17 protein-coding genes are annotated in these 19,736 nt (G+C 72.2%); 2 read left to right on the forward strand and 15 right to left on the reverse strand.

All coding sequences use genetic code 11. The features are described from left to right. Window positions 1-124: 124 nt before the first annotated feature. Together lspA and JT723_RS36095 are read right to left on the reverse strand one after the other, a co-directional pair. Entirely contained in the window at window positions 125-718 is a 594-nt protein-coding gene (lspA, locus tag JT723_RS10380; protein WP_205044231.1) for a signal peptidase II, read from the reverse strand. A gap of 77 nt (window positions 719-795) precedes the next feature. Then, window positions 796-1,251, reverse strand: coding sequence for a TraR/DksA family transcriptional regulator (locus JT723_RS36095; RefSeq protein ID WP_251512844.1), 456 nt, complete (start codon window positions 1,249-1,251; stop codon window positions 796-798). A 265-nt stretch (window positions 1,252-1,516) separates the two neighbouring features. On the opposite strand from JT723_RS36095, the gene JT723_RS35005 reads away from it, so the two are divergent. Continuing rightward, on the forward strand, window positions 1,517-1,729 hold the full coding sequence (locus tag JT723_RS35005) for a hypothetical protein (RefSeq protein WP_240165366.1): 213 nt from the start codon (window positions 1,517-1,519) through the stop codon (window positions 1,727-1,729). A gap of 475 nt (window positions 1,730-2,204) precedes the next feature. Next, window positions 2,205-5,354 carry an isoleucine--tRNA ligase gene (ileS, locus tag JT723_RS10390; RefSeq protein WP_205044232.1) on the forward strand — a complete coding sequence of 1,050 codons (3,150 nt, stop codon included), beginning with the start codon at window positions 2,205-2,207 and terminating at the stop codon, window positions 5,352-5,354. Between the two features lie 146 nt (window positions 5,355-5,500). Here the strand turns inward: ileS and JT723_RS10395 are convergent, their stop codons facing one another. From JT723_RS10395 to JT723_RS10455, 13 genes are all read right to left on the reverse strand, one after another. Further along, window positions 5,501-6,697: a DivIVA domain-containing protein gene (locus tag JT723_RS10395; protein WP_205044233.1), complete on the reverse strand. Its 1,197-nt coding sequence runs from the start codon at window positions 6,695-6,697 to the stop codon at window positions 5,501-5,503. A 46-nt stretch (window positions 6,698-6,743) separates the two neighbouring features. Then, window positions 6,744-7,031 (reverse strand): YggT family protein, encoded by a 288-nt coding sequence (locus JT723_RS10400; protein WP_033172393.1) that lies wholly within the window; start codon window positions 7,029-7,031, stop codon window positions 6,744-6,746. A 59-nt stretch (window positions 7,032-7,090) separates the two neighbouring features. Then, window positions 7,091-7,708 carry a cell division protein SepF gene (locus JT723_RS10405; protein WP_205044234.1) on the reverse strand — a complete coding sequence of 206 codons (618 nt, stop codon included), beginning with the start codon at window positions 7,706-7,708 and terminating at the stop codon, window positions 7,091-7,093. Window positions 7,709-7,802: 94 nt separating this feature from the next. Continuing rightward, window positions 7,803-8,552 carry a YggS family pyridoxal phosphate-dependent enzyme gene (locus JT723_RS10410; RefSeq protein ID WP_205044235.1) on the reverse strand — a complete coding sequence of 250 codons (750 nt, stop codon included), beginning with the start codon at window positions 8,550-8,552 and terminating at the stop codon, window positions 7,803-7,805. Next, window positions 8,531-9,268, reverse strand: a complete 738-nt coding sequence (pgeF, locus tag JT723_RS10415; protein WP_205044236.1) for a peptidoglycan editing factor PgeF — start codon at window positions 9,266-9,268, stop codon at window positions 8,531-8,533. Before pgeF ends, JT723_RS10410 begins: the two co-directional genes overlap by 22 nt. Before the next feature lie 10 nt (window positions 9,269-9,278). Beyond that, on the reverse strand, window positions 9,279-10,517 hold the full coding sequence (gene ftsZ / locus JT723_RS10420) for a cell division protein FtsZ (RefSeq protein ID WP_205044237.1): 1,239 nt from the start codon (window positions 10,515-10,517) through the stop codon (window positions 9,279-9,281). Between the two features lie 262 nt (window positions 10,518-10,779). Continuing rightward, window positions 10,780-11,607: a cell division protein FtsQ/DivIB gene (locus JT723_RS10425; RefSeq protein ID WP_205044238.1), complete on the reverse strand. Its 828-nt coding sequence runs from the start codon at window positions 11,605-11,607 to the stop codon at window positions 10,780-10,782. A gap of 33 nt (window positions 11,608-11,640) precedes the next feature. Then, window positions 11,641-12,735, reverse strand: coding sequence for an undecaprenyldiphospho-muramoylpentapeptide beta-N-acetylglucosaminyltransferase (gene murG / locus JT723_RS10430; RefSeq protein ID WP_205044239.1), 1,095 nt, complete (start codon window positions 12,733-12,735; stop codon window positions 11,641-11,643). Window positions 12,736-12,741: 6 nt separating this feature from the next. Beyond that, a complete protein-coding gene (gene ftsW, locus JT723_RS10435; protein WP_205044240.1) occupies window positions 12,742-14,055 on the reverse strand; it encodes a putative lipid II flippase FtsW in 1,314 nt (437 codons plus the stop codon). A gap of 55 nt (window positions 14,056-14,110) precedes the next feature. Next, window positions 14,111-15,565 carry a UDP-N-acetylmuramoyl-L-alanine--D-glutamate ligase gene (gene murD / locus JT723_RS10440; RefSeq protein WP_205044241.1) on the reverse strand — a complete coding sequence of 485 codons (1,455 nt, stop codon included), beginning with the start codon at window positions 15,563-15,565 and terminating at the stop codon, window positions 14,111-14,113. Beyond that, window positions 15,562-16,626, reverse strand: a complete 1,065-nt coding sequence (mraY, locus tag JT723_RS10445) for a phospho-N-acetylmuramoyl-pentapeptide-transferase (RefSeq protein WP_033172402.1) — start codon at window positions 16,624-16,626, stop codon at window positions 15,562-15,564. The genes murD and mraY overlap by 4 nt, the downstream gene beginning before the upstream one ends. Continuing rightward, window positions 16,623-18,065: a UDP-N-acetylmuramoyl-tripeptide--D-alanyl-D-alanine ligase gene (locus JT723_RS10450; RefSeq protein WP_205044242.1), complete on the reverse strand. Its 1,443-nt coding sequence runs from the start codon at window positions 18,063-18,065 to the stop codon at window positions 16,623-16,625. The genes mraY and JT723_RS10450 overlap by 4 nt, the downstream gene beginning before the upstream one ends. Then, window positions 18,062-19,735, reverse strand: coding sequence for a UDP-N-acetylmuramoyl-L-alanyl-D-glutamate--2,6-diaminopimelate ligase (locus tag JT723_RS10455; protein WP_205044358.1), 1,674 nt, complete (start codon window positions 19,733-19,735; stop codon window positions 18,062-18,064). The genes JT723_RS10450 and JT723_RS10455 overlap by 4 nt, the downstream gene beginning before the upstream one ends. Window position 19,736: the final 1 nt, after the last annotated feature.

Here is a 19,736-nt window from a genome sequence, read left to right on the forward strand (position 1 = left end):
GGCACACGACGGCTCGTGCGGCGCCGGCCGCAGATCAAGTGCAGCTCCGCGCCCGGGAAAAACGCTCACCCCCTTGCGGAAGGGGAGCCGCCCCGGGCGGGGGAGAGCGGGAGAGCCGCGGCGCTCAGTCGCGGTGGCGCGTGCCGTCGGGGTCGATGCCGCGGAAGGAGAGGAGGACGATGAGCACGCCACCGCAGGTGATGGCCGAGTCGGCGAGGTTGAAGACCGCGAAGTGGGCCGGGGCGATGAAGTCCACGACGCGGCCCTGGAAGCCGCCGGGGGCGCGGAAGACCCTGTCGGTGAGGTTGCCGAAGGCGCCGCCGAGCAGGAGGCCGAGGGCGATGGCCCACGGCACGCTGTAGAGGCGGCGGGAGAGCCGGGCGATGACCACGATCACGCCGGCCGCGATCACCGTGAAGACGATCGTCATGCCCTGGCCCAGGCCGAAGGCGGCACCGGCGTTCCTGATCGCGTCGAACCGCAGGTAGTGGCCGAAGACACTGATGGGCGCGTGGTTCTCCAGGCTGGTGACGACCCAGATCTTGGAGAGCAGGTCGAGCAGGTACGCGAAGGCCGCGACGCCTATCAGCACGGTGACGCGGCGCCTCCGCCCGGCAGCGGGACCCTCCGTGGCGCCGGCGGCACCGGGCGCGGACTCCTCGGTCCCGCCCGTGGTGTCGTCGTCCGGCGTGATGATGATGCGCTCCGCTTCCGTCACGTGGTCCCTCTGCCCTCAGCCCGTGTGTGCTCCGTCGCCCGCCTGCTGACGAGGGTACGGCACACCCCGCGGCCCGGTCATCGGCGCTCCTGGCGCTGTTTGTCGTCCAGGCACAGGGTCGCCCGGGGGAAGGCCTGCATCCTGGCCTTGCCGATGGGGTTGCCGCACACCTCGCACAGGCCGTACGTGCCCTCGTCGAGCCGCTGCAGCGCGTGCTCGGCCTGTACCAGCATGTCCCGGGTGTTCGCGGCGAGCGCGAGTTCCGACTCCCGGCTGATGTTCTTGGCCCCGGTGTCGGCCTCGTCGCCGCCGCTGTCGGCCGAGTCGCGGAGCATGCCCGCGACGGCCGCCTCCGAGGAGGCGATCTCGGCCTTGAGGCGTTCGACCTCGGAGACCAGCTCGGCTCTGGCCTCGTCGGCCTCCGCCGGGGTCCAGGGGTCCTCCCCCGGCAGCACCGCGAGTACGCCGGCCTCGGCGGCCCCGCGCGCCGCCGGCACGCCGCTGGCGGCCGTACCGGCCGCAGTCTTCTCCACACCCACAGTGCCAGCTCCCGTCGTGGACCCGTTCCCGGCGGTGCGCCTGCCGCCCGCCGTCTTCCTGCCCGCTGCCCGCTTCCCCGCGGCGGCCGGGCCGGCCGCCGCCTTCTTGCCTGCGGCTTTCTTACCCACGGCGGGGGTCTCCCCAGCCGTTGCCGCCGCACTTGCCGAGCCTTTCCCCCGGGTAGCCGCTTGTGCGGCCGCTTTCCCGGCCGGAGCGGCCTTCTTCCCCGCGGTTTTCGTCGCGGCGGCCTTCTTGGCCGTGGCCTTCTTGGCGGCGGCCTTCTTCTTCGCCGGAGCGGCCTTCTTCGCCGCCGTGGCGGCCGTGGCCGCCTTCTTGGCCGGGGCCTTGCGGGCCGCGGGCGCGGCCTTCTTCGCGGCCGCCTTCCCGGGGGCGGCCTTCTTCTTCGCCGGGGCCGCCTTCTTCGCCGCCGTCTTCTTCACGACCATGGCCACGACCCCTTCACCTCAGTGATCCTCTTCGCGGATCGCACCCGAGAAGGCCATCCGATCCGTTGTGCCCAGCTCACCGCCAGGTATTCCGGTACCTCGCCGTAACGATGCGTGAGGGCTGCCGCGCTGGCGCGCGGAGCAGGCCATTCGGGTCAGCGCGGTCACCCGGCGCGGCCGCCCTTATCCCGGCGACGCGGTGGCCGCCGCCCCCGTACACTGAGCGGCAGCGAAACGGCGTGGATGGGACGAGTAGCGCCGCACGCAGCCATGAGCGACCCGGGGACGGTGGAAGCCCGGGGGTGTGCGCGGGGTGAAGATCAGCCCGGAGCCGCCGGAAGAAAGCCCGCGAGGGCGAGTAGAACCGGCGTCGCTGCCTCAATGAGGGGGCGGTGGGATGTCCTCCACCGCCAAGGAGGGTGGTACCGCGGGAGCGCGCCGCATCGGCGTTCTCGTCCCTTCGACGGAAGTCTCCCACTGTCCGCCGGAGGAAGTCCCCGATGAGCCCGAACAGCCAGCCGCAGTACCGCCAGGTGCCCGCGCAGGTCGACCTGCCCGCCCTCGAACACGAGGTGCTGGCGCTGTGGGACGAGCGCAAGACGTTCGCCCGCTCCGTCGAGCAGACCCGCGGCCTGCCCGACTGGGTGTTCTACGAGGGTCCGCCGACCGCCAACGGCATGCCGGGCGCCCACCACATCGAGGCCCGGGTCTTCAAGGACGTCTTCCCGCGCTTCAAGACGATGCAGGGCCACCATGTGACGCGGAAGGCCGGCTGGGACTGCCACGGGCTGCCGGTGGAGCTGGCGGTGGAGAAGGAGCTGGGCTTCACCGGCAAGCAGGACATCGAGGAGTACGGCATCGCGGAGTTCAACGCGAAGTGCCGCGAGTCGGTGACCCGGCACACCGACGCCTTCACCGAGCTGACCACCCGGATGGGCTACTGGGTGGACCTGGACAACGCGTACCGCACCATGGACCCGGAGTACGTCGAGTCGGTGTGGTGGTCGCTCAAGCAGATCTTCGACAAGGGCCTGCTGGTCCAGGACTACCGGGTCGCCCCCTGGTGCCCGCGCGACCAGACGGGCCTGTCCGACCACGAGCTGGCGCAAGGGTACGAGACGGTCGTCGACCCCTCGGTCTACGTCCGCTTCCCGCTCACCGGCGGCCCGCTGGCCGGCCGCGCCGCCCTGCTGGTGTGGACGACGACCCCGTGGACGCTGGTGTCCAACACCGCGGTCGCCGCGCACCCTGACGTGACCTACGTCGTCGCCACCGACGGCACCGAGCAGCTGGTCGTCGCGGAACCGCTGCTGGGCAAGGCGCTGGGCGAAGGGTGGAGTGCGACCGGCGAGACGTACACCGGCCGGGAGATGGAGCGCTGGACGTACCAGCGGCCCTTCGACCTGGTCGACATCCCCGACGCGCACTTCGTGCTCAACGCCGACTACGTGACCACCGAGGACGGCACGGGCCTGGTCCACCAGTCCCCCGCCTTCGGCGAGGACGACCTGAAGGCCTGCCGCGCCTACGGGCTGCCGGTGGTCAACCCGGTACGCAGGGACGGCACCTTCGAACCCGAGGTGCCGCTTGTCGGCGGGGTGTTCTTCAAGAAGGCCGACGAGGCGCTGGTCGCCGAGCTGCAATCGAGCGGGCGGCTCTTCCGGCACGTGCCGTACGAGCACAGCTACCCGCACTGCTGGCGCTGCCACACCGCGCTGCTCTACTACGCACAGCCGTCCTGGTACATCAGGACCACCGCGGTCAAGGACGCGCTGCTGCGCGAGAACGAGCGCACCAACTGGTACCCGGAGTCCGTCAAGCACGGCCGCTTCGGCGACTGGCTGGACAACAACGTGGACTGGGCGCTGTCCCGCAGCCGTTACTGGGGCACCCCGCTGCCGATCTGGCGCTGCGAGCAGGACCACCTGACCTGCGTCGGCTCGCTGGCCGAGCTGGGCGAGCTGACCGGCACCGACCAGTCGGGCCTCGACCCGCACCGGCCGTACATCGACGCGGTGACCTTCGCCTGCGGCACCTGCGGCGGGACGGCGACCCGGGTGCCCGAGGTGATCGACGCCTGGTACGACTCGGGGTCGATGCCCTTCGCGCAGTGGGGCTACCCGTACCACAACAAGGACGTCTTCGAGCGGACCTACCCGGCGCAGTTCATCTCCGAGGCGATCGACCAGACCCGCGGCTGGTTCTACACGCTGATGGCGGTCGGCACGCTGGTCTTCGACCGGTCCGCGTACGAGAACGTGGTGTGCCTGGGCCACATCCTCGCCGAGGACGGCCGCAAGATGTCCAAGCACCTGGGCAACATCCTGCAGCCCATCCCGCTGATGGACCAGCACGGCGCCGACGCGGTGCGCTGGTTCATGGCGGCCGGCGGCTCCCCGTGGGCGGCCCGCAGGGTCGGGCACGGCACGATCCAGGAGGTGGTGCGCAAGACGCTGCTCACCTACTGGAACACCGTCGCCTTCCAGGCGCTGTACGCCCGCACCTCCGGCTGGGCGCCCTCCGCGGCCGACCCCGCCGTCACCGAGCGCCCGCTGCTCGACCGCTGGCTCGTCGGCGAGCTGAACGTCCTGGTGCGCGACGTCACCGAGGCGCTGGAGTCCTACGACACCCAGCGCGCGGGCAAGCTGCTGTCGGCCTTCGTGGACGACCTGTCCAACTGGTACGTGCGCCGCTCCCGGCGGCGCTTCTGGCAGGGCGACGCGGCGGCGCTGCGCACCCTGCACGACGTGGTCGAGACGGTCACCCGGCTGATGGCGCCGCTGGTGCCCTTCATCACCGAACGCGTGTGGCAGGACCTGGTGGTGCCGGTGGTGCCGGACGCGCCGGACTCGGTGCACCTGGCGTCCTGGCCGGCCGTCGACGCCTCCCTGGTCGACCCCGAGCTGTCGGCCCGCATGCAGCTGGTGCGGCGGCTGGTGGAACTGGGCCGGGCGACCCGGGCGGAGTCCGGCGTCAAGACCCGGCAGCCGCTGTCGCGCGCGCTGGTGGCCGCAGCGGGCTTCGAGGACCTGTCGGCGGAGCTGCGCGGGCAGATCGCCGAGGAGCTGAACGTCTCCTCGCTCGCCTCGCTCTCCGAGGTCGGCGGCTCCCTGGTGGACGCCAGTGCGAAGGCCAACTTCCGGGTGCTGGGCAAGCGCTTCGGCAAGGGCGTCCAGGCGGTGGCCGCCGCGGTGGCCGCGGCCGACGCGGCGGCGCTGTCCGCCGACCTGCGCGAGCGCGGGACCACCTCGGTGCTGGTGGACGGCTCCGAGGTCGTCCTCGGCCCGGACGAGGTCATCGTCACCGAGACCCCGCGCGAGGGCTGGTCGGTGGCCTCCGACTCGGGCGCCACGGTCGCCCTCGACCTGGAGATCACCCCGGACCTGCGGCTCGCCGGCCTGGCCCGCGACGTGATCCGGCTCGTCCAGGAGGCCCGCAAGAACTCCGGCCTCGACGTGGCCGACCGGATCGCGGTCCGCTGGACCACGGAACGGGCCGACCTCGCGGAGGCGCTGCGCACGCACGCGCCGCTCATCTCCGAGGAGGTCCTCGCCGTGGACTTCTCCGAGGGCGCGCCCGCCGAGGGCTTCGGCCCGGCCTTCCGGGACGAGCCGCTGTCCCTGGCCTTCCACCTCCGCAAGTCCGCCTAGGCGGCGCGCCTTTCCGCGGGCCGCGGTGGCTTGTGCGGTTCCCTTGCGCAGGGCGCCGTACGGCCGGCGCGGGCCGCGGAAAGGGCCGGGCCTCGCCGGGGAGAGTTCCCCGGGAGGCCCGGCCCTGAAAACGTGCCGCGGAGCGGCTAGTTGTCGTCCTCGTCGATGAGGAAACCCCTCATCGGCGTGGGCGCCTGCTGGAGCGGCGAGGGGCCGCCCTGCGGGCGGACGGGCGCCATCGGCTGGGTCATTGCCGGCGACATCTGCTGCTGGCCGCCGTACGTCGGGCCGGGGGTGTGGCCGCCCATGCCCTGGCCGCCGCCGTAGGAGGGCGCGGAGGCGCTGTGCCCCATGGCGCCGGCCCCGGCGGGAGCCATCCCGCTCATGCCGTTGCTCATCGAGCCGTTGCCCATCGAGCTGCCACCCATGGTCCCGCCCATCGGGGAGGGGGACGGCAGGGACGGGGCGGACGGCGTGGTGCGCGGCGGGGCGAGCGAGTCGTCCGCCTGGTTCTCCAGCTGGCGCAGCTGCGACTCCAGGTAGGACTTCAGCCGCGTGCGGTACTCCCGCTCGAAGCCGCGCAGGTCCTCGACCTTGCGCTCCAGCGTGGCGCGGGCGGACTCCAGCGAGCCCATCGCGACGCGGTGCTTCTCCTGGGCGTCCCGCTCCAGCGCGTCGGCCTTGGCGCGGGCGTCCCGCTCCAGACCCTCGGCGCGGCTGCGGGCCTCACCGACGATCTTGTTGGCCTCGGACCGCGCCTCGGCGATGGCCTGGTCGGCGGTCTGCTGGGCGAGCGAGAGGACACGGGCGGCGCTGTCGCCACCGGGTCCCTGCTGCTGCATCGGGTGCCCCTGCTGCTGCATGGGGTGCTGGCCCATCGGGCCGGGACCCTGCTGCATCGGGTGCTGGCCCATCGGACCAGGTCCCTGCTGCTGCATCGGGTGCTGCCCCATCGGGCCGGGACCCTGCTGCTGCATCGGGTGCTGGCCGGGGCCGGGGCCGTGCTGCTGCGCGCTCGGCCCGGGCGGCAGCTGCGGCATGCCGCCCTGCTGCTGGGGCATCTGCTGCTGCGGCATCTGCTGCTGCACGGGCTGCGGTCCGGATATGGCAGCGGGGACCGGCCGGTCCTGCTGTTCCGGTTTGCGCATGCCCTGCTGGTTCTGGGCGGCGGCACGAGTGGCTGCGGCCAGCTTGGCCCGCAGGTCCTCGTTCTCGCGGAGCAGTCGGGTCAGCTCCGACTCCACCTCGTCGAGGAAGGCGTCGACCTCATCCTCGTCATAGCCCTCTCGGAGGCGGACGGTCGTGAACTGCTTGTTCCGAACGTCCTCGGGGGTCAACGGCATCTCTTCACCTCAACGTGATCGTCGACATATCGGGAGCTCGCACCGTTCACATGAAGCTCCCAACAACGTAGATCAGGATGTAAACGATGATCATCAATACGAAGAAGGACAGGTCGAGCGCCACGCCCCCGAGGCGCAGCGGCGGGATGAACCGCCGCAGAAGCTTGAGTGGCGGATCGGTGACAGTGTAGGTGCCCTCCAGGACCACCACCATCGCCTTCCCAGGGTGCCATGAACGGGCGAACTGGAAGACGTAATCCATCACCAATCGGAAAATCAGCACAAAGAGGAAGCAGTACAACGCGATGTACAGCACCTGGAGTGCGACACTCATCGCGCTTCCCTCTCCCCTGCTCGTCGGCCTGTTGGCCGGTCCCTACGGTTGCGTTTCGCTCAGCTCTGGTTGAAGAACCCGCCCTCGGCGATCCGGGCCTTGTCCTCCGCCGTGACATCGACGTTAGCAGGCGAGAGCAGAAAGACCTTCTGCGTCACCCGCTCGATGCTCCCGTGGAGGCCGAAGACCAGACCGGCCGCGAAGTCGACAAGTCGCTTCGCGTCGGTGTCGTCCATCTCCGTCAAGTTCATGATCACCGGGGTGCCTTCGCGGAAGTGTTCCCCGATGGTACGGGCTTCGTTGTAGGTCCGGGGGTGAAGTGTCGTGATCCGGTACGGCTCGCGTTCTGACACGACCTTGGGCATGATCACCGCTGCGTTCTTCTCCAGGCTGTGACGTTCGGGTGTGATGGACGCCACGGGGGCGATCCGCGGTTCGCGGGGTGCCGGGGCGTGTACGAGCCGCGGCGGCTCGTCCTGCGGAGGCTGGTGCTGGCTCGGTGGCACGTGCTGGCTGTGCGGGCGGCGGGGGGCGCGCTCCTGCTCGGCGGCGGCACGCGCGGGGGGCGCCGCCATCTCCGGCTCGAACTCGTCATCCGGGTCGAAGCCCGGGCCGTCGTATCCGTCGTCCTCCACGAGGCCGAGGTAGACCGCCATCTTGCGCATCGCGCCGGCCATGCTCTGCGTCCTCTCAGCGGGGTTGCGGTCCTCGGCCGCCTCGGGGACGGCCGCCACACCATATTTATGCTGTGGTCCGACTTGTTTGGTGACGTTACCGGAGCCCGGGACGGACTCCGAGTACCGCCGTTCCGACGCGTACATGTGTCGCTCCGGCCGCCACCGCTTCGTCGAGGTCCTGGCTCATCCCTGCCGAGACCATGGTGGCAGCCGGATGCGTCTCGCGCAGGCGGGATGAGATTTCCGTCAACCGGTCGAAGGCCGCGCGGGGTTGGCCCGCGTACGCCCCGGCGAGCGGTGCGACGGTCATCAGCCCGTCGAGCCGCAGCCCGGGAGCCGCCGCGAGGGCGTCGGCCAGCGCGGGCACCGCGTCGGGTGCCACCCCGCCGCGCTCCCCGCGGTCCCCCGCCTCCGCGTCCAGGGCGACCTGGACGAGGCAACCGACCTGCCGCCCGGCGGCGGTGGCCGCCGACGACAGTGCGGCGACCAGCCTGAGCCGGTCGACCGAGTGCACATGATCAGCGTAACGGACCACGGAGCGGGCCTTGTTGGTCTGCAGCTGGCCCACGAAGTGCCAGCTGAGCGGGAGATCGGCGGTGTCGGCCGCCTTGGCCGCCGCCTCCTGGTCGCGGTTCTCGGCGACCTCGCGCACGCCGAGCCCGGCCAGCAGCCGTACGTCGGAGGCCGGGTAGGTCTTGGTGACCACGATCAGGGTCACCTCCTTGCGGTCCCGGCCCGCGGCCCGGCAGGCGCCGGCGATCCGCTGCTCGACCCTGGCCAGGTTCTCCGCGAGCTGCCCGGCCCGCGCGCCGCCGTCCGCCGTCACCTTGCGCCGTCCAGCCATGCGTAGCCCGCGAGCCGGCCGGTGACCTTGTCGCGACGGTAGGAGAAGTGGTCGGCGGACTCCAGGGTGCAGGCGACGGGCCCTTCGACCGCGCGCACCCCGGCGCGCAGCAGTTGCGCGCGCACCCCGGCGGCCACGTCGACCGCCGGCGTGCCCCAGCTCGTCTCGGCGTACGCCGCCGGTTCGATCGCGGCGACCTCCGCTCGCAGCGAATCGGGCACTTCATAGCATTTGCCGCAGACTGCCGGTCCGAGTACGGCTGTTGTACGGCCCGGATCCGCGCCGAGTGTGATCATCGTCTCAATCGCGGCGGTGGCGATCCCCGCGGCCATCCCAGGGCGCCCCGCGTGCGCCGCGGCGACGACGCCGGCCACCGGGTCGGCGAGCAGCACCGGGACGCAGTCCGCGGTGAGCACCCCGAGGGTGAGGTCGGTCCTGGTGGTGACGACCGCGTCGACCGCGGGCGGCTCGGCGTCGCCCCACGGCTCGTGCACGACGGCGACCTCGCGGCCGTGCACCTGGTTCATCCAGACCACGCGGGCCGGGTCGCGGCCGAGCGCGCGGGCGGCGAGGCCGCGGTTGGCCTGCACGGCGGCCGGGTCGTCGCCCACCGCCCCGCCGAGGTTGAGGCTGTCGTACGGAACGGCGCTCACCCCGCCCCACCTGTCGGTGAAGGCGAAGTGCGCGCCGTTCGCTGAAGTGCGGTGCCCTATCACGTCCTGGAGATCACTTCAGGAAGTCGGGGACGTCGAGTTCCTCGGCCGCGCTGTCCTGGTACGGCCGGGCCGGCGGCACCACGGGCGAGGCGGCGGGTGCGGCCGGCGCCTCGGCGACCGGCTCGGGCTCCCGCTCGCCGGGGGCCGCGGCCGGGACACTGCCGAGCCCGCCGAAGGACGGCGCCGGGCGCTGGAGGTCGCCGGAGGCGGAACCGGTCCTGGCGCCGCCGGCGGGCGCGGCCTCGTCGCGGCCCGCGTAGGGCGAGTTGAGCACCTTGTCGCGGCTGCCCTTGGTCGGCGGCTGGCCGCCGTCGAAGCCGGCCGCGATGACGGTGACCCTGACCTCGTCGCCGAGCGCGTCGTCGATGACCGCGCCGAAGATGATGTTGGCCTCGGGGTGGGCGGCCTCGCTGACCAGCTGGGCCGCCTCGTTGATCTCGAACAGGCCGAGGTCGGAGCCGCCGGAGATGGACAGCAGCACCCCGCGGGCGCCGTCGATCGACGCCTCCAGCAGCGGCGAGGAGATCGCCATCTCGGCCGCTGCCACGGCCCGGTCGTCGCCGCGGGCGGAGCCGATGCCCATGAGCGCGGAACCCGCCTCGGACATCACCGACTTCACGTCGGCGAAGTCCAGGTTGATCAGGCCGGGGGTGGTGATCAGGTCGGTGATGCCCTGCACGCCCGACAGCAGCACCTGGTCCGCGGAGCGGAAGGCGTCGAGCACGCTGACCTGGCGGTCCGAGATGGACAGCAGCCGGTCGTTGGGGATCACGATCAGGGTGTCGACGTTCTCGCGCAGCCCCGCGATGCCGTCCTCGGCCTGGTTGGCGCGGCGGCGGCCCTCGAAGGTGAAGGGGCGGGTGACCACCCCGATGGTCAGTGCGCCCAGCGAGCGGGCGATGTTGGCGACCACGGGGGCGCCGCCGGTGCCGGTGCCGCCGCCCTCGCCCGCGGTGACGAAGACCATGTCGGCGCCCTTGAGCACCTCTTCGATCTCCTCGCGGTGGTCCTCGGCGGCCTTGCGGCCGACGTCGGGGTTCGCGCCGGCGCCCAGACCCCGGGTCAGCTCCCGGCCGACGTCGAGCTTGACGTCGGCGTCGCTCATCAGCAGGGCCTGCGCATCGGTGTTGATCGCGATGAACTCGACGCCCTTGAGACCGACCTCGATCATCCGGTTGATGGCGTTGACGCCACCGCCGCCGATGCCGACGACCTTGATGACTGCGAGGTAGTTCTGCGGTGCTGCCACGTCGAAGGCCTCTCGCCTCGATTTACGAATCGTGTGGGACGGTCGGTACGCTCGCCGGGGCCGTTCCGAACCCTGACCCTGAGGTTTAGGGTTACCAGTATGCCTGTCCCATGTGTTCCTCTGGGACGAGACACTAAGTCGACAAGCGGTGGTGGTTCAACGAACACGCCGAACCTCCCGTTTTTCTTTTGACCCTATGTGATCACGCGGCCGCTCCGTGAACCAGGGGTCGAATACTACCGAAGCGGACGTCCCGCACACGTCAACTTCCGGAAGCCGCAGGGGCGGTGGGGGCGCTCACGTCGTAGTGGGTGGCGTGCGGCTCGGCCTTCATCAGGGCGGTCAGGACCGCCGCCTTGCGGTCGCCGTCCTCCTGGCTGCCCCACATCACGTCCCGCCCGCCGGTGAGTTCGACGGTGATCGCGTCGTAGGAACGCACCCGGATCGCGGTCGCCCGGCCGGTCAGCGATTCCGGCAGCCGGCCCGCGACGCTAATCGCGGCCTGCAGAAGTCTCTTTGTTCCGAAATGCCGAAAGCTCGCCGTCTGATCCGGCGTCAATTGCACGACCGGCACTCCGCGCGGCTGCTGATCGACCGTGGCGAACCTGACGCCTTCCTTGTCGACTTCGACGAACTTCCCGCCGCTTTTCAGGATCGCCGACGGCGTGCGCTCGGTCACCTCGACCCGGATCGTGTGCGGCCACGACCGGTGCACGCTGGCGTCGCGCAGCCGGGGCAGCGCCTTGAGCAGCCGCTTCCTGACCGCGCCGGTGTCGACCGAGACCAGCGGGCCGCCGAGCGGCACGGCCGCGGCCCGCTGGATCTCCTGCGGGGTCAGCACCTGCCCGCCGCTGACCGCGACCCGCTCGGCCCGCAGCCACGACGAGCCGTACACCGCCCAGGTGCCGCCGCCGATCAGGACGGTGAGCACCACCAGCGCGACCAGCACGGTGCGCCGGGCCGGCACGGTCAGCCGCGGGCGGCGCCTGCCCTGCTCGGGCGGGCGGGCCGCCGGCTGCGGCACCCGTGTGCGGTCCTGGCCGCCGCGCTCCGCGGGTCTGGCTCCGGCACCGGCTCCCGGTCCTGTCACGTCGGCCTCCCGTGTGTTGACGCCCGGCGGGGTCTATCGTGCCCGGCGCGCGGCCACCGCCTCGTACACCATGCCGACGAGCAGGTCGTCCGCGTCGCGGCGGCCGAACTCGGCGGCGGCGCGGGACATGTCGTAGAGGCGGTGCGGGTCGGTGAGGACCGGCAGCACGTTGCCGAGCACCCAGTCGGGGGTCAGTTCCGCGTCGTCGACCAGCAGGCCGCCGCCGGCCTTGACCACCGGCTGCGCATTGAGCCGCTGTTCGCCGTTGCCGATCGGCAGCGGCACATAGGCGGCGGGCAGGCCGACGGCCGACAGTTCGGCCACGGTCATGGCGCCGGCCCGGCAGAGCATCATGTCGGCGGCGGCGTAGGCGAGATCCATCCGGTCGACGTAGGGCACCGGGCGGTAGGGGGGCATGCCGGGCATGTTGTCGGCCCTGGGCAGTTCGTTCTTCGGGCCGACCGCATGCAGGATCTGCACCCCGGACTGCTGGAGCCTGGGGGCGACCGCGGCGACCACCTCGTTGAGCCTGCGGGCGCCCTGCGAGCCGCCGGAGACCAGCAGGGTGGGCAGGTTCTGGTCGAGGCCGAAGGCGTGCCTGGCCTCGGGGCGGGCCGCGGCCCGGTCGAGGGTGGCGATGGACCGGCGCAGCGGGATGCCGATGTAGCGGGCGTCGCGCAGCTTGCTGTCGGGGGTGGAGACCGCGACCGCGTGGGCGTACCGCGAGCCGATCTTGTTGGCAAGGCCGGGGCGGGCGTTGGCCTCGTGCACCACGATCGGCACCCCGAGCCTCTTCGCGGCCAGGTAGCCGGGCAGGGCGACGTAGCCGCCGAAGCCGACGACGCAGTCGGCCTTGGTGCGCTCCAGGATCTGCTCGGCGGCCTTGATGGTGCCGCGCAGCCGCCCGGGGACGGTGATCAGTTCGGGGGTGGGCCTGCGCGGCAGCGGAACGGCGGGGATCAATGCCAGTTCGTAGCCGCGTTCCGGCACCAGCCTGGTCTCCAGGCCCTTCTCGGTGCCGAGGGCGGTGATGCCCACGGTCGGGTCCTGCCTGCGCAGGGCATCGGCGAGCGCGAGCGCAGGCTCGATGTGACCGGCGGTCCCCCCGCCGGCGAGTACGACATGCACCGAAATTCACCGCTCTCCGGACGGCCGTCGGGTGACGTACCGTCGCATCGTCCGTGTCATTGCCCGGCTCGGGGAGTTACGCCCGCTCCGCCGCCCCCGCACGGCCAGCGCGGCTCGCGCCGCCGGCTCGTTCTTGGCGAAGGAGATCAGCAGCCCGATCGCGAACATGGTCGGCAGGAGGGCTGAACCTCCGTAGGAGAACAGCGGGAGCGGGACGCCGGCGATCGGCAGCAGGCCGAGCACCGCACCGATGTTGATCACGGCCTGTGCCGTGATCCAGGTGGTCACGCCACCCGCTGCGAACCTGACGAAGGGGTCCTCCGTACGACCGGCCACGCGGATACCCGCGTAGCCTAGTGCCGCGAAGAGGGCGAGCACCGACAGTGTCCCCGCCAGACCCAGTTCCTCCCCGGTCACGGCGAAGATGAAGTCGGTGTGCGGTTCGGGGAGTTCGCCCCATTTCTCCACGCTCGCCCCGAGTCCCGAGCCGAACCAGCCGCCGGAGGCGAGGGCGTAGATCCCGTGCACCGCCTGCCAGCAGCCGTTGCCGGGGTCGGAGGCGGCGATGCAGTGCAGCCGGTCCATCCGGTTGGGGCTGGTGACGATGGCGAGCCCGGCCAGGCCCGCCGCACCGCCCAGCACCCCGGCGAACAGCCGGGTCGGCGCCCCGGCCAGCCACAGCATGCCGAACAGGATCGCGGTGAGGATCACCGTGGTGCCCATGTCGCCGCCCAGCATGATGAGTCCGAGCAGCAGCACGGTGACCGGGATGAGCGGCACCAGAAGGTGCTTCCACTGCACCAGCAGGCCCTTGTCGCCCTTGCGGGCCAGCAGGTCGGCGCCCCACAGCACCAGCGCGAGCTTGCCGAACTCGCTGGGCTGCAGCTGGAAGGGGCCGCCCACCGAGATCCAGTTGGTGTTGCCGTTGACCGACTCCCCTATCCCCGGCACCTGCACCAGGCACATCAGGAACACCGAGCCCAGCAGCAGCGGGTACGCCAGCGCCCGGTGCGCCCTGACCGGCATCCGGGCGGCGGCGTACAGCAGCACCGAGCCGATCGCGACGGCCAGCAGCTGCTTGCGGAAGTAGTACGTGGACGGCAGCCCGTAGCGCAGCGCCTGGATCATCGACGCCGAGTAGACCATCACCAGGCCCAGCACCGTGATCAGCAGGCTGCCGCCGAGGATCACGTAGTACGCGGTCAGCGGCCGGTCCCAGGCGTCCCGCAGCCGCCCGGGGAGCCGAGCCGCCCCGCGCAGGGCGCTGGGCGCCCTGGCGGGCCGCGCGGCGGCGCGGGGGGTGGAGCCGTGTGCCGTCATGCGTCCCCTCCGTCGGTGCGGTGCGCCGCGGCCTGCGGGAGCGGGGCCGCGGCGGCTAGGAGTGTGCCGCGGTGTCCGGCAGTGCGGCGCGCACGGCGTCCGCGAACAGGTCGCCGCGCTGGTTGTAGTTGCTGAACATGTCCATCGACGCGCAGGCGGGTGCCAGCAGGACCGTGTCGCCCGGCGCGGCCAGCTGCCGCGCCTGGGCCACTGCCGCGGACATCGCCCCAGTGTCGGTCCGTTCCAGGTCCACCACCGGCACCTGGGGGGCGTGTCGCGCCAGGGCTTCGCGGATCAGCGCCCGGTCGGCGCCGAGCAGCACCGCCCCGCGCAGCCGCCCGGCCGCCGCGGCCACCAGCTCGTCGAACTCGGCGCCCTTGGCCAGGCCCCCGGCGATCCACACCACGTGCTCGTAGGCGGTCAGCGAGGCCTGTGCGGCATGGGGGTTGGTGGCCTTGGAGTCGTCGACGTAGGCCACCTCGTCCAGCACCGCGACCTGCTCGATGCGGTGCGGGTCGGGGCGGAAGGCGCGCAGCCCGTCGCGGACCGCGCCGGCCGGCACCCCGAAGGCGCGGGCCAGCGCGGCGGCGGCCAGTGCGTTGGCCACGTTGTGCGGGGCGGGCGGGCGGACGTCCGCGGTCTCGGCCAGCTCCTGGGCGCTGTTGCGGCGGTCCGCCACGAAGGCCCGGTCCACCAGCAGCCCGTCGACCACGCCCAGCTCCGACATGCGCGGCGCGTCCAGGGTGAAGCCGATCGCCCGGCAGCCCTCCTCGACGTCGGCCGCCTCGACCAGCGCCTCGGTGGCGGGGTCGGCCGCGTTGTAGACGCAGGCGACCTTGTTGCCGTGGAAGATGCGGCCCTTGTCGGCCGCGTAGGCCTCCATCGAGCCGTGCCAGTCCAGGTGGTCGGGCGCCAGGTTGAGCACCGCGGCCGAGTGCGGGCGGATGCCGGGCGCCCAGTGCAGCTGGTAGCTCGACAGCTCCACGGCCAGGACGTCGTACTCCTGCTCGCCGAGGACCACGTCGAAGAGCGAGACGCCGATGTTGCCGACGGCGGCGGTCCGCAGGCCGGCCGCGGTGAGGATGGCGGCGAGCATCCGGGTCGTGGTGGTCTTGCCGTTGGTGCCGGTGACCGCGAGCCACGGCGCCGCGCCGGGGCCGCGCAGCCGCCATGCCAGCTCGACGTCGCCGATGACCTCGACGCCGGCCTCCCGCGCGGCGGTGAACAGCGGGCTCGACGGCTTCCAGCCGGGCGCGGTCACGACCAGCTCTGTGCCCTCGGGAAGACCCGCGGCGGGGCCGCTGTCGGACGCAGTGCCGTCACCCAGGCGCACGGTGACGCCCAGCGCCTCCAGCTCCGCCGCCTCGGCCTGCTGCCGCTCCCCCGCGGTGCCGTTGACGACGGTGACGTGGGCGCCGAGGCCGTGCAGCGCCTTCGCGGCCGGCACCCCCGACACCCCGAGCCCCGCGACAGTGACCCGCAGCCCCTTGTACTCGCCGCCCGCGGTCATGAGGCGGCCACCCACCCGGCGTAGAAGATGCCCAGTCCGACGGCCATGCACATGCCCTGGATGATCCAGAACCTGACGACCACCAGGACCTCGCTCCAGCCCTTGAGCTCGAAGTGGTGCTGGAGCGGTGCCATGCGGAAGACCCGCTTGCCGGTCAGCCGGAAGGAGCCGACCTGGATGATCACCGACATGGTGATGAGCACGAACAGGCCGCCGAGGATGGCCAGCAGCATCTCGGTGCGCGAGCAGATCGCCAGGCCGGCGAGCGCGCCGCCCAGCGCGAGCGAACCGGTGTCGCCCATGAAGATCTTCGCCGGCGAGGTGTTCCACCACAGGAAGCCGAAGCAGGCGCCCATCAGGGCCGCCGCGACGACCGCGAGGTCCAGCGGGTCGCGGACCTCGTAGCAGGCGCCGTTTGCGCTGACCTGGGCGCCGCACCACTGGCCGTACTGCCACACGCCGATGACGGTGTAGGCGGCGAAGACCATCACCGAGGCGCCGGTGGCCAGGCCGTCGAGGCCGTCGGTGAGGTTCACGCCGTTGGACATCGCCAGGATCATGAACAGCGCCCAGATCACGAAGATGACCGGGCCGATCGACCAGCCGAAGTCCGTGGTGAAGGACAGTTTGGTCGAGGCGGGCGTCTGGTTGCGCGAGTCGTGGAAGTTCAGCGCGAGCACCGCGAAGGTGATGCCCACGATGAGCTGCCCGGCCATCTTCGCCTTGGCCCGCAGGCCCAGGCTGCGCTGCTTGACGATCTTGATGTAGTCGTCGAGGAAGCCGACGAGGCCGAGGCCCGCCGTCAGGAACAGCACCAGCACACCCGACATGCTCGGCTTGTCGCCGGTGATCAGCTTCGTCGACGCGTAGGCGATCAGGGTGGCCAGGATGAAGGCGATACCGCCCATGGTGGGCGTACCGCGCTTGCTGTGGTGGGCCTGCGGCCCGTCGTCGCGGATCATCTGGCCGTAGCCCTTGCGGGCCAGCAGGCGGATCAGCAGCGGAGTGCCGATCAGCGACAGGAACAGCCCGATCACCCCGGAGACGAGGATCTGCTTCATCGCGCGGCACCCTCACGGGCCGCCGTACCGCCGGGACCGCCTTCGGTCAGCGCCAGGGCGACGGCCTCCAGGCCGACCGACCGTGATGCCTTCACCAGCACGACGTCGCCCGGGCGCACCTCTGCGCGCAACAGGTCGATCGCCGCCTCCGCGTCGGACACGTGCACCGACTCCTCACCCCACGAACCCTCGTTATAGGCGCCCATCTGCAGCCAGGCGGCTTCCGTGCCGCCGACCGCAACGAGCTTGCTGACGTTGAGCCGGACGGCCAGCCGCCCCACAGCGTCGTGCTCGGCGAGTGCTTCCCCGCCCAGTTCGGCCATCTTTCCCAGCACCGCCCACGTCCGTCCCCCCGCGGCCTGTGCGGACCTGCCCATAGCGGCGAGTGCGCGCAGGGCTGCCCTCATGGACTCGGGGTTCGCGTTGTAGGCGTCGTTGACGACCGTCACGCCGTCGGGGCGCTCGGTGACCTCCATCCGCCAGTGCGAGAGGGGACCTGCCTCGGAGAGCGCGGTGGCGATCTCCCCGGCGGGCATGCCGAGTTCACTGGCGACGGCGGCTGCGGCGAGCGCGTTCGACACGTGGTGCTCACCGTACAGGCGCAAGGTCACGTCGGCGCACCCGGTGGGTGTTCGCAGGGCGAAGACCGCCTGACCCCGGTCGTTGAGCCGCACGTCGGTGGCCCTGACCGCGGCCTGCTCGCTCTCCCCGAAGAGCAGCACCCTGGCCTTCGTGCGGTCCGCCATGGCCAGCACCAGCGGGTCGTCGGCGTTGAGCACCGCGACTCCTCCCGCGTGCTCGTCCGGCAGCGACTCGACCATCTCGCCCTTGGCCTGCGCGATCTGCTCCCGGCCGCCGAACTCGCCGATGTGGGCGCTGCCCACGTTGAGCACCACGCCGATCCGCGGCGGCGTCAGACCCGTCAGGTACGCGATGTGCCCGATGCCGCGGGCACCCATCTCCAGCACCAGGTGCCGGGTGTGCTCGTCGGCCTTCAGGGCGGTCAGCGGGAGGCCGATCTCGTTGTTGAGCGACCCCGGGGTGTAGACGGTCGGCGCGATCCTCTCCAGCAGCTGCGCCATCAGGTCCTTGGTGCTGGTCTTGCCCGCGGACCCGGTCAGCGCCACCACAGTGGCGCCGAGCCGCTCGATGACGTGCCGGGCCAGCGCGCCCAGCGCGGACTGCACGTCGTCCACCACGATCGCGGGCACGCCGACGGGACGGGACGCCAGCACCGCGGTGGCGCCGTCGCGTACCGCCTGGCCGGCGAAGTCGTGGCCGTCGACCCGCTCGCCCGCGAAGGCCACGAAGAGCGCGCCGGGCACCACCTCGCGGGAGTCGATGATCACCGGGCCGGTCACCAGCAGGGTGTCGTCCGGTATGTCGTGCGTGCTCCCGCCGACCGCGCGTGCGACCTCGGCGAGGGAAAGGGGGATCACGATGCTTTCCGGTCCTTCTCGATCGCGGCGCGCAGCACCTCTCGGTCGTCGAAGGGGCGCACCTCTCCGGCGATGTCCTGGCCCTGCTCATGGCCCTTGCCCGCCACCAGCACGATGTCGCCCGGCTCCGCGGCGGCGACCGCGGCGGCCACCGCTGCGGCCCTGTCGGGTTCCACGACGACATGGGCGCGCTGCCCGGCCGGCACCTCGGCGGCCCCGGCCAGCATCGCGCTGAGGATCGCCAGCGGGTCCTCGGAGCGCGGGTTGTCCGAGGTCAGCACCGCGGTGTCGGCGAGCCGCGCCAGAGCCGCGCCCATCGGGCCGCGCTTGGTGGTGTCGCGGTCGCCGCCGCAGCCCAGCACGGCGTGGATACGGCCGCGGGTCGTGGTGCGCAGCGCCCGCAGGACGGACTCCACGGCGTCGGTCTTGTGCGCGTAGTCCACCACCGCCAGGTACGGCTGCCCCGCGTCGACCCGCTCCAGCCGCCCCGGCACCCCGGGGACGGCCGCGACGCCCTCAGCGGCGCTCTGCGGGTCCAGGCCCGCGGCGGCCAGCGCGGTGATCGCGGCGAGGGTGTTGGCGATGTTGAACGGGCCGGGCAGCGGGGCGGTGGCCCGCAGCCGCTCGCCCTTGGGGCCGATCACCGTGAAGGTGCTGCCCATCAGGTCCGCCTCGACGTCCTCGGCCCGCCAGTCCGCGTCGAGCCTGCCCTGCGCCGAGAACGTCACCAGCGGCACGGAGGCCTCCGCGACCAGCCGGCGGCCGTACTCGTCGTCGAGGTTGACCACGCCGAGCCGGCTGCGCCGCGGGGTGAACAGCTGCGCCTTGGCCTGGAAGTAGTCCTCCATGCCGGTGTGGAACTCCATGTGCTCGGGGCTGAGGTTGGTGAAGACGGCCACGTCGAAGACGGCGCCGTCGACCCGGCCGAGCACCAGGGCGTGGCTGGAGACCTCCATGACGACCGAGCCGACACCGCGTTCGCGCATCACCGCGAACAGCGCCTGCAGGTCGGTCGCCTCCGGCGTGGTGCGCTCGCTCTTGATGCGCTCCTCGCCGATGCGGGTCTCGACGGTGCCGACCAGGCCCGTACCGCTGCCGGTGGCGGCCCGCAGGCCGCCCTCGACCAGATAGGCGGTGGTGGTCTTGCCCGAGGTGCCGGTGATGCCGATCTGCAGCAGCGCCTCGCCGGGTTCGTCGTAGACGGCCGCGGCCAGCGCGCCCATCTGCGACCTGGGGTCGGCGACGGTCAGCACCGGCAGGCCGGTCGCGGCGGCCCGGTCGGCGCCCGCAGGGTCGGTCAGGACGGCGGCGGCGCCCGCCGCGGCCGCCTGGGCGGTGAAGTCGGCGCCGTGGAAGCGGGCGCCGGGCAGTGCGGTGTAGAGGTCGCCGGGGCGGACCGCGCGCGAGTCGTGGGTGATGCCGGTGACAGCGGTGTCACCGCCGGGGTCCGGCACGCCGAGCCGCCGGGCGAGGTCCGCCAGCGGTGTGGGCCGGACCCGCGTCGGGCGCGGCAGGCCAGGCTGGGTGAGGGTGGCTTGATCAGGGTTGGACACGGCGGTGAGGTTACCGGGCTGGCCGGGCTCCGGGCCAAAACAGGCCCGGTGCGGCAGCCGCGGGTCGCGGCCGCTGTCCCTGGAGACGCCGTGCTGGTCACGGTCGGTTCCCGGCATG

Source organism: Actinacidiphila bryophytorum (genome assembly GCF_016916835.1).
Lineage (GTDB): Bacteria > Actinomycetota > Actinomycetes > Streptomycetales > Streptomycetaceae > Actinacidiphila > Actinacidiphila bryophytorum.